Source organism: Flavobacterium anhuiense, assembly GCF_900101855.1.
Lineage (GTDB): Bacteria > Bacteroidota > Bacteroidia > Flavobacteriales > Flavobacteriaceae > Flavobacterium > Flavobacterium anhuiense.
In genome coordinates, this window is sequence record NZ_FMVC01000004.1 from 344,751 (window position 1) to 362,184 (window position 17,434).

Annotated in this window: 13 protein-coding genes; 1 reads left to right on the forward strand and 12 read right to left on the reverse strand. The window is 34.9% G+C overall.

The genetic code is table 11. The annotated features are described in order from the left end of the window. Window positions 1-24: 24 nt before the first annotated feature. From metQ to BLP44_RS12615, 10 genes are all read right to left on the reverse strand, one after another. Complete coding sequence (gene metQ / locus BLP44_RS12570; RefSeq protein ID WP_091133367.1) at window positions 25-837, reverse strand: methionine ABC transporter substrate-binding lipoprotein MetQ; 813 nt, start codon at window positions 835-837, stop codon at window positions 25-27. A 43-nt stretch (window positions 838-880) separates the two neighbouring features. Then, window positions 881-1,534 (reverse strand): methionine ABC transporter permease MetI, encoded by a 654-nt coding sequence (locus BLP44_RS12575; protein WP_066033906.1) that lies wholly within the window; start codon window positions 1,532-1,534, stop codon window positions 881-883. Continuing rightward, window positions 1,527-2,558: a methionine ABC transporter ATP-binding protein MetN gene (gene metN, locus BLP44_RS12580; RefSeq protein WP_091133368.1), complete on the reverse strand. Its 1,032-nt coding sequence runs from the start codon at window positions 2,556-2,558 to the stop codon at window positions 1,527-1,529. The genes BLP44_RS12575 and metN overlap by 8 nt, the downstream gene beginning before the upstream one ends. 389 nt (window positions 2,559-2,947) lie before the next feature. Continuing rightward, the gene (locus tag BLP44_RS12585; RefSeq protein WP_244511757.1) at window positions 2,948-3,952 is read right to left on the reverse strand and encodes an NHL repeat-containing protein; all 1,005 of its coding nucleotides are present in this window, start codon (window positions 3,950-3,952) and stop codon (window positions 2,948-2,950) included. 14 nt (window positions 3,953-3,966) lie between these two features. Then, window positions 3,967-5,181 carry a hypothetical protein gene (locus tag BLP44_RS12590; RefSeq protein ID WP_091133373.1) on the reverse strand — a complete coding sequence of 405 codons (1,215 nt, stop codon included), beginning with the start codon at window positions 5,179-5,181 and terminating at the stop codon, window positions 3,967-3,969. 156 nt (window positions 5,182-5,337) lie between these two features. Continuing rightward, a complete protein-coding gene (gene nagA, locus BLP44_RS12595) occupies window positions 5,338-6,459 on the reverse strand; it encodes an N-acetylglucosamine-6-phosphate deacetylase (RefSeq protein WP_091133376.1) in 1,122 nt (373 codons plus the stop codon). Window positions 6,460-6,603: 144 nt separating this feature from the next. After that, complete coding sequence (locus tag BLP44_RS12600) at window positions 6,604-8,001, reverse strand: TolC family protein (protein ID WP_091133378.1); 1,398 nt, start codon at window positions 7,999-8,001, stop codon at window positions 6,604-6,606. Window position 8,002: 1 nt separating this feature from the next. Then, complete coding sequence (locus BLP44_RS12605) at window positions 8,003-9,355, reverse strand: HlyD family secretion protein (RefSeq protein WP_008468361.1); 1,353 nt, start codon at window positions 9,353-9,355, stop codon at window positions 8,003-8,005. A 2-nt stretch (window positions 9,356-9,357) separates the two neighbouring features. Beyond that, on the reverse strand, window positions 9,358-11,013 hold the full coding sequence (locus tag BLP44_RS12610) for a peptidase domain-containing ABC transporter (RefSeq protein WP_066033900.1): 1,656 nt from the start codon (window positions 11,011-11,013) through the stop codon (window positions 9,358-9,360). A 102-nt stretch (window positions 11,014-11,115) separates the two neighbouring features. Next, the gene (locus BLP44_RS12615) at window positions 11,116-11,520 is read right to left on the reverse strand and encodes a hypothetical protein (protein WP_008468358.1); all 405 of its coding nucleotides are present in this window, start codon (window positions 11,518-11,520) and stop codon (window positions 11,116-11,118) included. A 352-nt stretch (window positions 11,521-11,872) separates the two neighbouring features. Here BLP44_RS12615 and BLP44_RS12620 point away from each other — a divergent pair, with 352 nt between their 5' ends. Beyond that, complete coding sequence (locus BLP44_RS12620; protein ID WP_066033899.1) at window positions 11,873-12,331, forward strand: DUF1810 domain-containing protein; 459 nt, start codon at window positions 11,873-11,875, stop codon at window positions 12,329-12,331. A gap of 88 nt (window positions 12,332-12,419) precedes the next feature. Here BLP44_RS12620 and BLP44_RS12625 read toward each other — a convergent pair whose 3' ends face one another. Both BLP44_RS12625 and BLP44_RS12630 read right to left on the reverse strand, forming a co-directional pair. After that, on the reverse strand, window positions 12,420-14,462 hold the full coding sequence (locus BLP44_RS12625; protein WP_091133380.1) for a protein-disulfide reductase DsbD family protein: 2,043 nt from the start codon (window positions 14,460-14,462) through the stop codon (window positions 12,420-12,422). Between the two features lie 145 nt (window positions 14,463-14,607). After that, entirely contained in the window at window positions 14,608-17,424 is a 2,817-nt protein-coding gene (locus BLP44_RS12630) for a M16 family metallopeptidase (RefSeq protein ID WP_091133382.1), read from the reverse strand. Window positions 17,425-17,434: the final 10 nt, after the last annotated feature.

Genomic DNA, 17,434 nt, shown 5'->3' on the forward strand with positions numbered 1-17,434 from the left:
TTCATAACTCATAACTAAAAAAAATTACCATCCTCTTACAGCACCGCCTTTAAACTCGCGTTCAGCTGCTTTTTCCACTTCTGGAGATTGAAAAGCTTGTAAAAACTGTTTTACTTTTTCTTCGTTTTTATTGTCTTCACGGCTTACGACCAAATTTACATAAGGTGAATCATTATCTTCAACAAACAAAGCGTCACGCGAAGGAACCAATCCAGCTGCAGACGCAAAAGTATTGTTGATAATGGCGATAGAAACATTTTGGTCGTCTAAAGCTCGAGGCAATTGAGGCGCTTCTAACTCTAAAATTTTTAAATTTTTAGGATTGCTTACGATATCTGTTACTTTTGGCAATAAACCAACACCTTCTCTTAGTTTCAATAATCCGTTTTTCTGTAGAAGCAATAAAGAACGTCCGCCGTTTGTTGGATCATTTGGAATAATAATCGTGCTTTCGTTTTTCAATTCAGAAAGACTTTTTATTTTTTTAGAATAAGCTGCAATCGGGTATACAAATGTATTTCCGATAATGGCCAATTTATAGCCTCTTTGTTTAGACTGCTCGTCTAAATATGGTTTGTGCTGAAAAGCATTTGCATCGATATCACCCTGGCTTAAAGCTTCATTTGGAATTACGTAGTCGTTAAACGAAACCAATTCTACTTCCAATCCGAATTTTTCTTTTGCCACTTTTTTAGCCGCTTCAGCCACTTTTAATTCTGGTCCCGATGCCACACCCACTTTTATAAAATGAGGATCATTGTTTTTACTTTTTCCGCAATTAACCAAAACAAAAGACAAAGCAAATATCCCGGCAGTTTTTAAAATATTTAATTTCATGATTGTTCTATTTTTTAATTTTTAATTCTAAATTTTTAATTGATTATCTGTGATCAAATCTCTTTGATAATCGGTCTCCAGCAAACTGAATCGCGAATACCAAAATGACCAATAATGCCAAAACCGAATTCATGGTCACGGCATCATAACCAATATATCCGTATTGATATCCAACTTGCCCTAAACCACCTGCTCCAACAGCTCCACCCATTGCAGAATATCCGACAAGGGTAATTAAAGTAATAGAAGCTGCATTGATTAAAGAAGGAAGAGCTTCTGGCAATAATACTTTGTACACAATTTGCAAAGGAGTTGCACCCAATGCTCTTGCTGCTTCGATTAATCCAGACGGAAGGCTCAACAAACTGTTTTCTACCAAACGGGCAATAAATGGCGCTGCACCAATGCTCAACGGAACCAAAGCCGCGCTAACGCCAATTGAAGTGCCAACAATAGCACGTGTAAACGGAATCATCCAAACGATCAAAATAATGAATGGAATGGAACGAAAAACATTTACTATAACTGATAATGTTCTGTTTAAAACGGGTTGGTCCAGAATCTGATTTTTACGAGTCAAGAACAATAAAATTCCTGTTGGAAGTCCTAATAAAAAACCGAAAAAGCCCGATACAAAAGTCATAACAATGGTTTCCCATGTTCCTTTTAACAATAAATCTATAAGAGAATCAGACATAACCTAAAATTTCTGTTTTAATGTGTTTTGAATTAAAATATTGAATCGCTGCATCGTAATTTTCGCGTTTTCCTGAAAGTTCGATCAGCATCACGCCAAAATTAACCTCGCCAGCCTGATCCATTTGCGCGCTGACAATTTTGAAATCGGTATCAAAAAGTCTAGAAACCTCTGAAATAACAGGCTCGTTAACTGATTTTCCCGTCATTTCCAGTTTTAATAATGGATTCAAATTACCGTTGTCATCTTTTTGCAATTTTTCCTGATAAACAGACGGAATCTCGATATGAAGCGAAGAAGAAATAAATTCTTTTGTCAGTTCATGTTTCGGATCTGCAAAGATTTCGCCCACACTTCCCTGCTCTATCAATTTTCCGTGACTGATAACCGCAACTTCATCACAAATCGATTTTACCACTTCCATTTGGTGCGTAATCAGCAAAACGGTAATGTTCAGACGTTTGTTGATGTCTTTCAATAAATTCAAAATCGATCTTGTTGTTGCAGGATCAAGCGCACTTGTAGCTTCATCAGACAAAAGCACTTTCGGATTATTGGCTAAAGTTCTTGCAATCGCCACTCTTTGTTTTTGTCCACCAGAAAGACTTGCCGGATAATCGTTTGCTTTTTCCGCCAATCCAACCAATTGCAATAATTCTAAAACACGCGTTTTAATTTCGCTTTTTGAAATTCCTGCCAGTTCTAACGGAAAAGCCACATTATCAAAAACTGTTCTTGAAGAAAGCAGATTGAAGTGCTGAAAAATCATTCCGATTTGTCTTCTCTCAATCGCCAATTCTGCGTTTGATAATTGCATTAAAGATTTGCCATCAACGATAATTTCGCCAGAAGTTGGTCTTTCCAACAAGTTCACGCAGCGAATCAAAGTACTTTTTCCTGCTCCGGAAGTTCCAATTACACCAAAAATTTTTCCCTCAGGAACCTTTAAAGAGACATCAGATAAAGCAGCAACAATTCTGTCTTTCTGATGAAACGTTTTGGTTACATTTTTTAATTCAATCATTCTTTACGGTTTAAAAACAAGAAAGCCTTTCATAAATTAGTTGAAAGGCTCTTTCGAAATAAATTTTATCATTTTATATATTAAGCCAGATCAATAAACACCATTACAGCAGCACAGTACATCATACTGCAACGATAATAATTATTCATTTTCTGGTTCTCTTTCTTCATAGCGACTGCAAATTTAAATAGTTATTTTCAATTTTAACCTATAAATCGTTAAAACTTTTATTTCCCTATCAATCTAATAGGTTATTTTAAAATTCTAATCTTGAAAATCTAAATTCCAATTTTGAAAACCCCAAATCACAAAATTTTATTTCAATTCAAAAAAAAATCCAAACTCCAGTTAGTTTGGAATTTGGATTTTTAAAATATTGGTATTTAAAACTAGTTGTTTTGTTCTGCGATTGTAGATTTATTCAGTTTTATAACTCTGATTTTCTTATTTGTATTATCAGATAAGAAAATACGGTCGTCAAGCTGGGCTGTACCGACAATAGTACCAAAAGCATTTTGTCCTAAAATATCAGAAACGCTTAGAACAGCTTTGTAGTTCATCTTTATAAAATCTGCTTTTGGATACAATTTTAAATAAGACACGCTTCCAACATTTTCTGAAGTAACGGCAAAATCTTTACTGAAAGATACTGCAATTGGTTTTATGTCTACAAATTGCACTTTTTCTGGCTCAATAGGAGTTGTAAGCGAATTTGCGGCATTGGCTTTAATTTTAGCAATATTATACTGCAGATAACTTTTTGCATCTCTCCCACCTACAACCAAGTTTCCGTCTAAAACATCCATTGAATATATTTCAGTATATCCGTTAAGAGTATTTAGTTTGGCAATAGGCTTTAAATTCCAGTCGCTTGTTTCTGTTATTTGGGAAGTTTCAAAAACTTTTATGCTTTTTTCTTTTTCTTTCACAAATACCAATCCGTCTTTAGCCACAACACCAAAAACGTGCACGAAAGTCTGCCACCATTGGCCGTTTCCAACTGTACTAATTCCTGCATTTGTAGTTTCATCAAAAACAAATAATCTAGATTCTGTAGTGCCTAAATAAATACGGCCGTTGTCAACAGAAACCGAAGTAAGGCTTGTAAGCGGAATAGTCGTTGTGCCTTTTGTATATTCTTTTATTGTTTTGATGTGTGCTAATGTCACAGCATTAAAAATCTCTAAAACATTTCCGTTTACAACGTATAGTTTTTCATTAGACAATGCAATTCCTTTTGGGTCAAATGCTTCTGTGCTTCCTGGGATATTTTCGTTGGTAATAGATGCTTCATCTGTTGGATAATAATACGTATAATCTTTAGACGTCGCATCGTTTTTACTGCAATTGGTAAAAAAACAAAGCGCAAGGATCAGGGGCAGAATATGTTTCATGTATAGTTTATATTTTAATTCCATTTTCCTTCGCCTTTATATTTTACTAAAAATGGATTGTTAGGTTTAATTTCAAATACTGGTTTTTTATAAGTTCCAGTCACATATTTTGTTTTTGTATACGTTTTTAAAACATCTGGATCTGTAAAGGGAAGATCATTTAGATAAATCAAATATTTATAAAAATCAGTAAGCATTCCCTGCTGTCCACCGCCTTCTCCGCTGTTTGCCAAGTTGCTGCTGTGGCTGAACCCAATATGATGCGAATATTCATGCGACCAAACCGACATATCTCCAACCCAATGTCCGGTTACATAACCCGATTCCCATTGCGATGCCAGATTTCCTCCGCCCCAAGCAGAATCTCCTCCAACCATTGCCATATAAACGGTTCTTTTGTCTAAGTAATTCCAATATATTTTTTCGATTTCTTCTTTAGAATAATAATCATAAACACCGTCTACATCATCTGCATTTCCGTGCCAGTTTAAGGCTCCGTTTATTCCTGTTCCAGCTGCCGCAGCCTGTTCTTGTTTGTATTTGTCAAAATTGGTGAATGTGCTATAATACAATGGATGGCTCAAAGCATACGAATAATTGATAATCATAGTAATGGCCTCTTTTGCCAAAGCAGGATTCATTGGAAGAAATTTGCCCAATTCATTAATGTGGTATCCATCATGAAACTGAACTAAATGATTGGATTTTATTTTTTTGAACTTTTGAAATAAAGGGTCATCTGATTCTATTGAGAATTGAATGGCACCAGAGGAAAATCCTTCAATTTTGTCAATTGTCACTGCATTGCCTGTTTCTAACAAATAATCGTTTTTCTGATCGGTTAATGGAATTTTATGAAATGAGCGATGAAAAGCTGGTATTTTAGAAAAACTGTAGATTACAAATCGCTTATCATAATTTGGCAGTTTCGCGTAGATTTTCACATTTGTAAGTCCGACTGGAGAGTATAAAGAAATCTGTACAGAATCTTTTCCTTTTTGAATAACCTGAAGCGGTTCGTTTACTCGAAACCATCGATCGGTTTTGTCATACATTTTTGAAGGACTTTCGTCATCTTCAAACATCGTCATTGGTTTATTTTCTGCTGGTAAAGTTGTGGCATCTATAGTTGGCAGATAGTTTGGCTTGTACGAATCTCCATCGTCACTACAGCCAAAAATAGTACTTGCCAATAGGGCAAATACAAAAAAGCGAGTGTTTTTTCTCATCAGTAAGTAAAGTAGGTTTGGGGTTAAATCTTCGTGCAAAACTATAAATATACTTTATATATACAAGCTGTTTGCAAGAAAAATATGAATATAAAATATACTAAAAGTAAGTTTTTATAAACACCTACTATACTTAAAAGTTAGATTTTAAAGTGGCTATTCAACCAGATTTAATGTCTTTATTACAGCCAAATCAGAATCGAATTGAACAAAACTCGCTGGAAAACCCGACTTAATTTTTCCAACTTTTTCTTTCATACCGATTGCCGCTGCCACTCTTGTAGTTGCCATTTTTATAGCTTCGTCCGGAGAAACACGCAAATGGTTATAAGCATTTTGCACGGCTTCTGTCATTGAAATTGATGCTCCAGCAAGATTTCCGTCTTTGTTTCTATAAAAACCATCAACTAAATGTGCGTCAAAGTTATCCCATTTAAAATTGGCAACTTTTCTCCCTAAAAATGTAGCATCGCTGATTAAGAAAAATTTATCCTGTTTTAATTTGTACGCTATTTTTGCGGCTGCATAATCGCAGTGAACACCATCTAGAATTATTGGAGCGAAGACTTCTTCATTTTCAAAAACGGCTCCCACTAAACCTGGTTCACGATGCCCGAACTGTGTCATGGCATTAAACAAATGTGTTACAAGATTAATTCCTTTTGCGAAATAAGGCTGTGCTTCTTTATGCGTAATTGTTGAATGTCCGATTGAAATAGTAATACCACTTTCAATCAGCATATTTAACTGTTTTTCTGTAAAACATTCTGGAGCTATGGTAATGACTTTTATAACGTCTTTTCCTTTACTGATAATTTCTTCAAGTTCTTCATCAGTTGGTTTTCGAACCTGATCGATGCTATGTGCTCCACGTCTCTGCGGATTCAAGAAAGGCCCTTCTAGATGCATTCCAATTACACCATTTTTATGTTTTTGCATGTAATTGCGAACGGCCTCAATTCCCTCTAAAATGGTTTCTCTTGACGAAGAAATTAGACAAGGTAAAACATGTGTTGTGCCATATTTCATACTAGCATCATAAATATCCTGAATGGTTTCTTCATTGGGTGTCTGGCTGAAATAATATTTTTCTCCACCATTAATTTGAATATCTATAAATCCTGCCGAAAGATGATTTCCGCCCAAATCTATGGTCTCGATATTGTTTGGAATCTCTTTTTGCACCGAAATAATAATTCCGTTTTCTACAACTACAACTCCATCTTCTATTATTTCTTCTCCTGTGTGTACGACAGCATTTATAATCGCTTGTTTCATTTTGTTTATTTCTTTGTTCCAAATTTAAATAAGTTTGAATTAATTCCTAAACAAAAAAGCTTTAGAAAAATATCTAAAGCTTTTTAAAATTTAAATTCTGAAAACTAATATAATGCAGACAGGTACAGACTACATATTTTTTTATTAATCTGGATTTGCCAGTATTTTATACAATTCGGCATTCGAAAGATAAAACTGATTCTCTAAACTAATTTGTGACAATTTTGCACTAACCAAATTGTTTTCTCTTGAATTGATTAAGAAAATCGAACTTTCTCCAAATGAGAAGAGTTTTTCTTCTGAGTCCAGCATTGTCATATAATCTTTTACGAGATTGTCAATTACGACTTTTTGTTTTCTTAACGAAGCTATCTCGGTCTGCTGTGCTTTTATTTTATTTTTTAATTCTAATCGCTGCTGACCTATGTCAAATTGCATGTCTTGAATTTTCAGTTTTGCCATTTTCAAACTTCCACGTTCTTTTCTTAAGAAAATTGGGAAGCTGAAATCGATATTAAACTTATAATCATCTGCATTGAAATTATTCCAATAATTAGGCTCTGAAATATAGTTATACCCTACGTTTATTTTTGGAAGCAACGAATTGGCTTTCAGCTGGCGATTGACTTCCAAAATATCCATTTTAGTTTCAAGCGACTGAATTTTTGGATGTGAGTCTAACGACTCAACATCGACCATCATGGCGTCTGTCTTTAAAGTTTCTTCTATGGTCTGAATTAAATTCTGCTCTGGTTTTACCAAATCTCCCAATTCAACTGGAACATTTTCTATCCATAAAAAATTAGCTAGTTTCAATTTTGCTTTCGCTAATTTCAGATTTCCGTTTTCAACATTCAGTTCTCTGTTTCTTACTGTAATTTTAGCTTCAACACTGTCAATCGCTGGCGCGTCACCTGCTGCAATTAGTTTCCTAACACCTTCAAAACGAGTGCTGGCAAAACCTAGATAATTTTTATACAGTTCGGCTTCGTTATAGCTTTTTCGCCATTCAAAATAAGCCTCACTTGCTTGGTACAAAACTTCAATTGCTCTCAATTTACGCTGTGCATCGCTTAGTTTTACCTGAAGTTTTCCTTCGCGAACATCTGCCATTCTTTGGTTAATGAACATTCCTTGGCCTAAAGCAACGTTAATTCCGAGCGACGTTAAACCTGCTTCTGGAGTTTTATTCTGCGGATTGTAATATTCCCCGCTTGTATCATCAAAACCAGCTTTTACTTCAATTCCGTACCAGGTCGGAATTTTGAAACTGCTGTTTAATAACGAATAATATTCTGTGCCTTTAAATTCTTTCTTATTGTAATCTACTTCAATTTTTGGGTCAAATCCGCCACGTGCCAGCATCAATTTTGCCTGAGCGTTGGTCACTTCAAGATTAGCTTGTTTTACGAGCGGGTGGTATTTTTTAACATATCCCAAATACTCGATAAAAGTAAGCTCCTCTTGATTAAAATTCTGGCTATGCAGTGTAGAAAAACAAAATAGTATTAAGAAAGAAAACAATTTTACAAGATTTCTCATTTTACTTTTTCTCCTTTCCTTTTGCTTCTTTTTCTCCTGAGTTATAATAATTTGGAGGGAAACCATTCAGGTTTCGCCAAATCTCGTACCATACCGAAACGGTTTCTAACAAGGCAATACTTTGTGCTCCTGCGCCAATACTTAATTCTTTTGGCCAATGACGGTCTTCTCCATCTGGCGAAATCAGTATTCGGTATTTTCCGTTTGGGCTGATAAAGTTTTCTATCGCTACCACTTTTCCTCCGTAAGTTCCGTAAGATAATCCAGGCCATCCTGAAAATACAATTCTAGGCCATCCATCAAACCAAACACGAACTTTTGCGCCTCGGTGAACCAGCGGCAAATCGATTGGGTCTACATACGTTTCTACCGCAATATCATATTTAGATGGCATGATGCTTACTACAGGAGTTCCTTCTTTAATCGTTTCTCCAAGACCTGCCAATAAAGCACGGTTTACATAACCGCTTTGTGGCGCCGTAATATAATATAAACCATTTCTAAGTCTATAATTGGTATATTGGTTTTCTAACTTATTTACCTGGGCTTCTGTATCGTATTGCGTGCTCAAAGCGGTAAATTTATCACTTCTCGATTTTGATATTTTTTCAGCATATTCAGCAGTAATTCTATTGATTTCTACTTTTGCATTTATCAATTCGTTTTTGCTGCTCAACAGTTTATTTTCCTGCGTAATCACATACGCTTCAGCTTCTTGCAGTTTTAATCTTTTCTGCTCGACATCGGTAAGCGGTTTTAGGCCTTCTTTGTTTAATGCAGTCGAACGGTCAAATTGTGTTTTTGCAATTCGAAGCTGTGTTTTTACCGCTACCAAATCCATACTGTCACTTTTTATTTTCAGTTGTGATTGGCGGATTTTGTTTTGTGCCTGTTGCAGTTTCAATTGTCTTTCTGTGCTAAGCGACTGCGCCTGCACATCAAGAGAATTTACTTTGTCGCTATACGATTCTACGGCCATTTTTTTGGCATCAACCTGTTGTTTGGTATTGCCAACGAGATTAGGATCTAGATAATCTTCTTTAATCTCCGAAATGTAAAGTATTGTATCACCTTTTTTTACATAATCCCCTTCCTTTACAAACCATTTTTCAATACGGCCCGCAATAGCATTGTGAACCGTTTGCGGTCTTTGATCTGGTTTTAAAGTAGTAACAGAACCTGTACCAGAAATATTCTGTGTCCAAGGCAGAAAAAGGCATAATACTGAAAATATCAGAAATCCGATGATGACTCTGTTTAAAATTTTATAATGTGGCCTGCGGGCAACGCTTGTAATCGATTTGTATTTGCCCGGCGTTATAAGTACGTTATTATCTTTAGATATGTTGAGCATGATTAAAGCTTTATGTCGTTAATAATTTTTCCGTCATCAATCGTAATCATACGACTGCATTTGCTTTTCCAAATGTCACTTTTAGAAGTCACAATAACAGTCCAGTCATTTTCTTCAGAAAGTAAAAAATCAACGATTTTACTCGAAGTAATTTCGTCCATTTTATCAACTGGATCTTCTAAGAATAAGATATTTGGTTTACCCACAATACTTCTTGCCAAAAGAATTTTTTGAACATCAGAAGCAGAAAGTTCACGACCTCCTGGATGAATTTGATTCTCCAGTCCGTTCTCAAAAGTTTTAATGTACGGCGTTAATCCAACATTATCTAAAGCCCATTTTAAATCATCGCTATTTAATTTTTCATTTCCAAAAACAATATTCTCGCGAATAGTTCCTGCAAAAAGCGTATCACCCTGCAAATACGTTCCCGCCTGTGCTCTGTATGTATCTTCGTTAAGGCGGTTCATATAGTTATCAGTCACATACATGGCTCCGCTTTCTGGCTCTAAAACACCTGAAAGCAATCGCAGCAAAGTACTTTTTCCTGCACCATTTGTTCCCGTAAGAATAATTTTTTCTCCTTGAGAGATTTTCAAATTGATATTCTTAAGCGATTTTTTGCTGTGTCCTGGATAATTGTAACTAATGCTCTCTGTCTCGATATTGATTCCTTTTTCTGTTTTGTCAGAAGTCTCAGGAATGCAAGAAGTCTCCATATCAGTCACTTGACCAATTTTTTCAACAGAAGTCAAAACGTCGTAAAATGACTCTAATCCGAAGATGATTTTTTCTACTGAGTTAATTAATAATACAATTACGATTTCAGCTGCTACGAACTGCCCTATGTTCATTTGGTGGTGAATTACCAGAAAACCACCTATTGATAATAAGGCAGCAGTAACAATTACCTTAAAAATAGTAAGCTGAATGTATTGTTTTTTCATTACCTGAAAGTGTTTTTCACGGTAATTTACATAGTTGTTTACATAGCCGTCATTTCTGTCCAGAGCATATTCGAAAGCTCCTTTTCTGCGAAAACTTTCTCTGTTTCTCGCAATTTCCTGAAGCCAAGCTGCTACTTTGTATTTAAATTTTGATTCGTTCAAACTGGTTTCTAGACCGTCTTTGTACGAAAACTTAAAAATGACATATAAAATGACAATAAATAAAAGTCCAATTACCGTAAAGAAAGAATGGTAAAGCACTAATAATATAATTCCCAGTCCGACCTGAAGAAATGCTGTACAGAAATCAAGCAAAAGTTTTGCCGTGCCTTTCTGCACCATTAAAGTATCAAAAAAGCGATTTGCCTTTTCTGGAGCATACTCTGAGTACATTTCTTTAAATTTAATCAAAGGCAGTCTGTACGCAAACTCAAATGAAGAACGCACAAAAATTCGCTGCTGCAGGTTCTCTACAATACGCAGCTGTAAAATCGTTAGTACGCCTCCAAAACCAACTCCAACCGTAACTAGAATCACAAGAATGATCCATGATACGCTTAGCTGTCCGCTTTGAATAAAATTAATAATGGCTTGGATTCCCAAAGGCAGAGAAAGATTTACTAACCCTGCAAACGCAGCATAGAAGATAATTTGATACACATCGCGCTTATCTAGCTGCAATAAGTTGTAAAATCGTTTGAATGGTGTCATGAATTTAAAGTATAAATACAAGATTATTACATAGAATAAATATACGGCAAAAACCGCATTAACAGATTAAGATTTTGAACCTAATCCTTAAAAAACAAGTATTTATGAAATCATCCGAGGAGGCGGTATGTCTATTTTACCATGAAAACTAAACGAGAAGATTGTATTATCGATGTATTTTTTTCCTTCTGATTCTACTAGAAAGTAAAAATTAGGCATTAAGGATTCTGATGAAACTAAATATTCCATTAACGGAATTCCTTTTGCTAATTTGGCTGTTTTGGTATCTTTTGTTTTGTAGTCATCCAGCTCTTCTGGAATTCCGTCACACTTAAAGATTTTTTTTAAGAAGTTGCATGTAATGCCTTTTACCGTATAGGTTTCTGCATTATCGGTAATAATTCGGCTTACACCATTTGCGATGTTTAAACTGCTGATTAAAAAATAGCCGACAAGTAACGCCTGAAGGCATTTACATAAAAAGCTATTTTTAATCTTATTCAACATACTCTAAAATGGCGTAAAGCTTAAGAAATCACATCAATTTGAACTGAAATCCCACTGATTTAAGGCGTTTGCTATAATTATTTTAAGGGTGCAAGTTAGAGCCATTTTTTTTGCAGAACATTAAAATAACATTAGAATTTAGAATCATTCAAAAGTTTATAATTACATTAACAAGGCATTCTTACAGGCCTATCGGAATTATGTAAAGACAAACTACAATTCTATAACTCAGATGGCTATGGTCATTATACTTTTGGTATTCGAAAATTTGATACAATTCTTTAAAAATATATTACTAGTGTTACCGATTAAACAAATTAGATTTACAAACCATTTAATACAGAATCAAGAGATGACTTACGCAAAAAATGATTTGACCCGATTTTTAGATGCGCAAAATAAACTTTATCTGACCGCATTATCTGAAATAAAAAAAGGTAAAAAAGAAACTCATTGGATGTGGTTTATTTTTCCGCAGATCAAAGGACTTGGTAAAAGTGCTCTTTCTGATTATTATGCCGTTGCCGACCTTAAAGAAGCAACTGAATTTTTAAATCATCCGATTTTATCGAAACATTTAATTGAGATTTCTAAACTTCTTCTGACTTTAAAAAAGAAATCTGCTGAAGGAATTTTAGGAGAACTTGGTGCCAGAAAGCTGCATTCTTCTATGAGCTTATTTGTACAGGTAGAAAATGCGCATCCTGTTTTTCAGGAAGTTTTAGATACTTTTTTCTACGGCCATTTGGATCAATTAACTTTGAATTTTACACAAAAAACTAGTGTTCTGCCAGACACAGTACTTTCTTAATATTCTTAGAACAAAAAAGGGAATAGCTCGTAAACTATTCCCTTTTTGATTAACAACATAATTATAAATAAAGCACAAACCCTGAACTTTAACTTTTCTCAAAATTTGAAACGCCTTTTTTAAGCCAATTCAAATATTCTTCGATATCTGGATTATAAGCTGAAGTTTCGTTGAGCGTCTCTCCGTTATGATCTACCAGAACATAAAATGGCTGTGCGTTGGTTTTGTAGGTCAGCGTTTGGAATTCGCTCCATTTTTGACCAATATATTTTAATTTTTTTCCTGTTATCTGAGAAGTGACCTGCTCGCTCGGATTCAGTTCTCTTTTATCATCTACATAAAGCGAAATTAAAACCAAATCACCTTTTAAGATTTTCTGCACCTTTTCGTCAGACCAAACATTATCTTCCATCTTACGGCAGTTTACACAAGCATGACCAGTAAAGTCTATCATAACCGGTTTCCCTATTTTTTTGGCATATTGCATACCCAAATCATAATCGGTAAAAGCCATAATATTATGCGGACCAAGCTCTGCTCCTTCTGGAAGATTTTGTGTTATTTCTTTTGAAGCGGCATTATTCAATCCGTTCGGAATTTCGCTGTAATGCATTGGCGGAGGAAAACCACTGATCATTTTAAGCGGAGCGCCCCAAATGCCTGGAATTAGATAAATGGTAAAAGCCAAAACCACAACGCCTAATCCTAATCTTCCAACGCTTATATTAGAAACCGGACTATCATGCGGCAATTGAATTTTTCCGAACAAATAAAAAGCCAGTGTTCCAAAAATGGCAATCCAAATTGCTAGAAAAGTTTCTCTTTCCAGCCAATGCAATTGCAGGACCAAATCGGCATTAGATAAAAACTTAAACGCCAAAGCCATTTCTAAAAAACCTAAAAATACTTTAACCGAATTTAACCATCCGCCTGATTTTGGAAGCGAATTTAGCCAGCCCGGAAAAGCGGCAAATAAAGTAAAGGGCAAAGCCAAAGCCAGAGAAAAACCAAACATTCCGACAAACGGAGCAATTCCGCCACGAGAAGCCGCCTCTACTAATAATGTTCCCACAATTGGTCCTGTGCAAGAAAAAGAAACAATTGCCAAAGCCAAAGCCATAAATAATATTCCGACAATTCCGCCTCTATCTGCTTGCGAATCTACTTTGTTTGCCCATGCATTAGGCAACATAATTTCGAATGCGCCTAAAAATGAAAACGCAAAAATCATTAAAAGCACAAAAAAGATCAGATTAAACCAAACGTTTGTAGAAAGCGCATTGAGCGAATCTGCTCCAAAAGCCCAAGTCACAATGGCGCCCAAAAAAATATAAATCGCAATAATGGCAATTCCGTAAAAAACGGCTTTTCTAATTCCTTGCGATTTGGTTTTGCTTTGTTTGGTAAAAAAACTCACCGTCATCGGAATCATTGGAAAAACGCAAGGCGTTAACAAGGCTGCAAATCCAGAAAAAAACGACAATAAAAAAATCGTCCACAAACTTCTGGATTCTGCTTTTGGTTCGCCTTTTTTGATTTCTTTTTTAGGCGCATTTACAATTTCTGTAGGAACGATTTCTTCCGTTTTTTCTTTTATTTCAGTAACCGAAGAATCTATTGTTTCTGTTTTTACTTCTTCTTTTACTGCTGCTTCTATTAAAGTCTTCGCTTTCGCGGAAGGGCTAATGGAAAATTCTAATTCATCTGAACTTGGCGGAAGGCAGTTTTCATCATTACAAACCATGAATTCAACTTCGGCTTTGATTTTGAAAGGTTTGGATGAAAGTATTTTAATGCGTTGTCTAAAAGTGGTTTCTTTTTCAAAAAACTTAATCTGCATCTTGAAAACAGGATCGCTAACCGTTTTTCCCTTTTCTTCTTTTACAACATCTGTTAACTGAAAATCTGCGCTTTTTATAAAATTAAAATGAGTTGGAATCGGTCCTCCGTCTGAAACTTCCTGACTGTATAAATGCCAACCCGATTCTATAATGGCTTTTGCCTGCAATTCATATTCAGTATCTGAAATTTTCTCGACACTGGTTTTCCATTTTATGGGATTGTATATCTGAGCCTTTACGAATATGGAAAACAGCAGGAAAAAGCCCAGTAAAAAAATATTCTTTTTCATGGGTAAAAATCTTTAAAAAGAGGGTTGAATAGCAAAAAACAACCCTCTAAGTAATCCGCTATACAAACTAAATTGCTTACTAATTCAAAATACTATTTGATAGGGAAATACAAATTAAACTCTAGTAAATAAAAATTGGGTCAGATTATTTTAATGGTTTGAAAACGATCTCATAAGAATCTGCTTTGTTCAAAAATGAATTGGCAAATTCTTGAATGTCTTTTGCAGTAATGCTTTTTACAATATCAACATAAGTTGCAGGATCATTCATATCGTAATTGTTCTCGAAATAATTATAAATCAAGTTCATACTATAACTGTTGAAGTTTTTGCTATCTTCTCTAGATTTCAAATAATTTGTTCTTGTCTTTTCGATATCTTCAGCAGCAATTTCTCCTTTCTTGATTTTATCAATTTCCTGATAGACAATTGGCAGCAAATGTTCGACTTTATCAGCATCGCAATCAAAATTAACCTGAAGATTTACTTTAGAAATTGGAAGTTTATCAACATTTGCATTTACATGCGCGCCGTAAGTTCCGCCTTCTTTTTCACGCAGACTTTCAGTATAACGCAAGGTTAATATATCGGCCAAATAAGAAGTTAGAATCCTATTTTTTTGATTAAAAGCGTACTCTTTAGAAAATGCAATTCGAACAGAACTTTTTGGAGTTTCCATTTTGATGAAAACATCTTTATCAATTTTATTTGATGTCCATTTCGGAACTTGTTTTTTGAATTTTTCCTTACGTTTAATTCCATTTATACTAGCGATATATTTTTCTAATAATGGTTTTAAAACTTCTGGCGAAACATCTCCAACAATATAAAATTCAAAATTTGAAACATCTGCAAAACGATCCAAATAGAAAGCTTTCATTTTATCAAAAGATAAATCGTCGATATATTTTTGATTGAATGGCTGTACTCTCGGGTTGTTTTTTCCATAAACCACAGCTGTTAAACTGTCGTCCATTTTTGCATTGATATCATTTGCTCTATTTTTAAGCGAATTTTGTAATCTTTGCTTTAACAATGCATACATCTGATTATCAAATCTTGGCTGTACAAAACGCAAATGAACCAATTGCATCATCGTTTCAATATCTTTTACGTTTGCAGAACCTGAAACGGTTTCTTTAAGCGAACTAATGCTTACAGAAGAATTGGCAATTTTTCCTTTTAAAACTTTATCTAAATCAACATTCGAAAGTTCGCCAACTCCAGACATCATTGCTAAAGTTGTAGTACGCCCAATTGACGGAAGATCTTGCGGTTCGTACAATGAAGTTCCTCCAAAACTTTCAGCTTTAAGCTCCACTTCTTTTTTGTTTTTATCGGCAAATTTGTAATGCACTTTTACGCCATTGCTCAATACAAAAGTGGTTGCATCGATTGCAGTTTCTTTTTTCTCCGAAACAATTTTTCCAGAATTGATTTTCAGATTTCCTAAAAGTGTTTTTCCTTCAAAAGTATCCACATAAGGCTGTAACGATGCATCGTTTTCTGCTTTCTGAATAATATCAAAAGCTTTTTCTTGAGTTAAATTATTTTCGTTTTCTACACCTGTAACCGCTACCACACGATTTTGCGCTGTATATAATTTACTAATTTGCTCTTGAAGAATTTTCGTGTCCACATTTTTCAAAATGCTTTTTACCATTTCAAATTCTGCTTTTGGGTCGGCAATTACTTCGTGATTCAAATAATCGTCTTTTACCATTCCGATAACTTGTTTATGCGGAATCTCATTTAGTTTGTCTAAATAGTTTTCATAACTCGAGATATTTTCTGTAATGGCTCTTTCGATTTCTCCTTTAGAAAAACCAAATTTATACGCACGAACCCATTCGTTCATTACCATCGCAAAAGCTTCAGCTTGTTTTTCTGGTTTCGGAGAAACGTTCAAAATCCACATATCATTCAAACGCGTGTAGTTTTGATATCCGATTGATGCACTTTTAAAAGGGCATTCTTGTTTCTGCGCCATTTCTGCCAAACGATTATTTAAAATAGAAAAAGCAAGGCTTCTTTGTGTCGATTTCTCTAATTCTGCATAATCATTCGTCGATTTTTCGGCTGTATGGCGAATCATAAAACTTATGTTTGAAGCCGAAATTTCTTTGTCTAAAGCCAGTTTAAAAGTTGGTTCTACTCTTTCTGGAATGGCAATTTCAAAACGTTTTTTAGGATTTACAGGTTTCGGAATATCTGCAAAAAGCTTCTTGATTTTTGCTTCGATTTCGTCTGCATTGATATCTCCCACAATTGCGATTGCCTGCAAATCTGGACGATACCAATCTTTATAAAAATCTTTTAAAACCTGATATTTAAAGTTTTTAATGATTTCCATATCACCAATTGGCATACGGTCTGCATACAATGAATTGTTGTAATAATACGGCGCCAGCTGATTGTAAATTCTAGCTCTTGCATTTTGTCTTGTACGCCATTCTTCGGTAATCACGCCACGTTCGGCATCGATTTCTTCATCTGTTAGAGATAAAAAATTTGACCAATCGTGCAAAACCAATAAACAAGTATCGACAACTCCGCCATCTTTTGACGGAATATTATCTAGATTGTAAACCGTTTCGTCTGTGCTTGTGTAAGCGTTGATATTTTTCCCGAAAACGGCACCTTGTTTTTGAAGCGTATTCAAGATTCCTTTTCCTTCAAAATGTTTCGTTCCATTAAACGCCATGTGTTCCAAGAAATGCGCCAGACCTTTCTGCTGATCGTTTTCTAAAATCGAACCAACATTCTGAATGATATAGTAACTTGCCGTATTTTTATTGACATCTGTCGGATAAATATAATACGTCATTCCGTTTGGTAGCACTCCCTTTTTTATTTTCTGGTTGACCGCAATTGGTTCTGTTGCTTTAAAGTTTTGCGCTTGCGCGAAAGTTAAACTTCCGATAAAAAGAAGTAAAACTGATATTTTTTTGCTGTATTTCATAAAGCTATTA

Bases quoted from the DNA above. Each gene is read 5' to 3' on its own strand.
- metQ (WP_091133367.1), bottom strand. From the start codon at position 837: ATGAAATTAAATATTTTAAAAACTGCCGGGATATTTGCTTTGTCTTTT.
- BLP44_RS12575 (WP_066033906.1), bottom strand. From the start codon at position 1,534: ATGTCTGATTCTCTTATAGATTTATTGTTAAAAGGAACATGGGAAACC.
- metN (WP_091133368.1), bottom strand. From the start codon at position 2,558: ATGATTGAATTAAAAAATGTAACCAAAACGTTTCATCAGAAAGACAGA.
- BLP44_RS12585 (WP_244511757.1), bottom strand. From the start codon at position 3,952: ATGAAACATATTCTGCCCCTGATCCTTGCGCTTTGTTTTTTTACCAAT.
- BLP44_RS12590 (WP_091133373.1), bottom strand. From the start codon at position 5,181: ATGAGAAAAAACACTCGCTTTTTTGTATTTGCCCTATTGGCAAGTACT.
- nagA (WP_091133376.1), bottom strand. From the start codon at position 6,459: ATGAAACAAGCGATTATAAATGCTGTCGTACACACAGGAGAAGAAATA.
- BLP44_RS12600 (WP_091133378.1), bottom strand. From the start codon at position 8,001: ATGAGAAATCTTGTAAAATTGTTTTCTTTCTTAATACTATTTTGTTTT.
- BLP44_RS12605 (WP_008468361.1), bottom strand. From the start codon at position 9,355: ATGCTCAACATATCTAAAGATAATAACGTACTTATAACGCCGGGCAAA.
- BLP44_RS12610 (WP_066033900.1), bottom strand. From the start codon at position 11,013: ATGACACCATTCAAACGATTTTACAACTTATTGCAGCTAGATAAGCGC.
- BLP44_RS12615 (WP_008468358.1), bottom strand. From the start codon at position 11,520: ATGTTGAATAAGATTAAAAATAGCTTTTTATGTAAATGCCTTCAGGCG.
- BLP44_RS12620 (WP_066033899.1), top strand. From the start codon at position 11,873: ATGACTTACGCAAAAAATGATTTGACCCGATTTTTAGATGCGCAAAAT.
- BLP44_RS12625 (WP_091133380.1), bottom strand. From the start codon at position 14,462: ATGAAAAAGAATATTTTTTTACTGGGCTTTTTCCTGCTGTTTTCCATA.
- BLP44_RS12630 (WP_091133382.1), bottom strand. From the start codon at position 17,424: ATGAAATACAGCAAAAAAATATCAGTTTTACTTCTTTTTATCGGAAGT.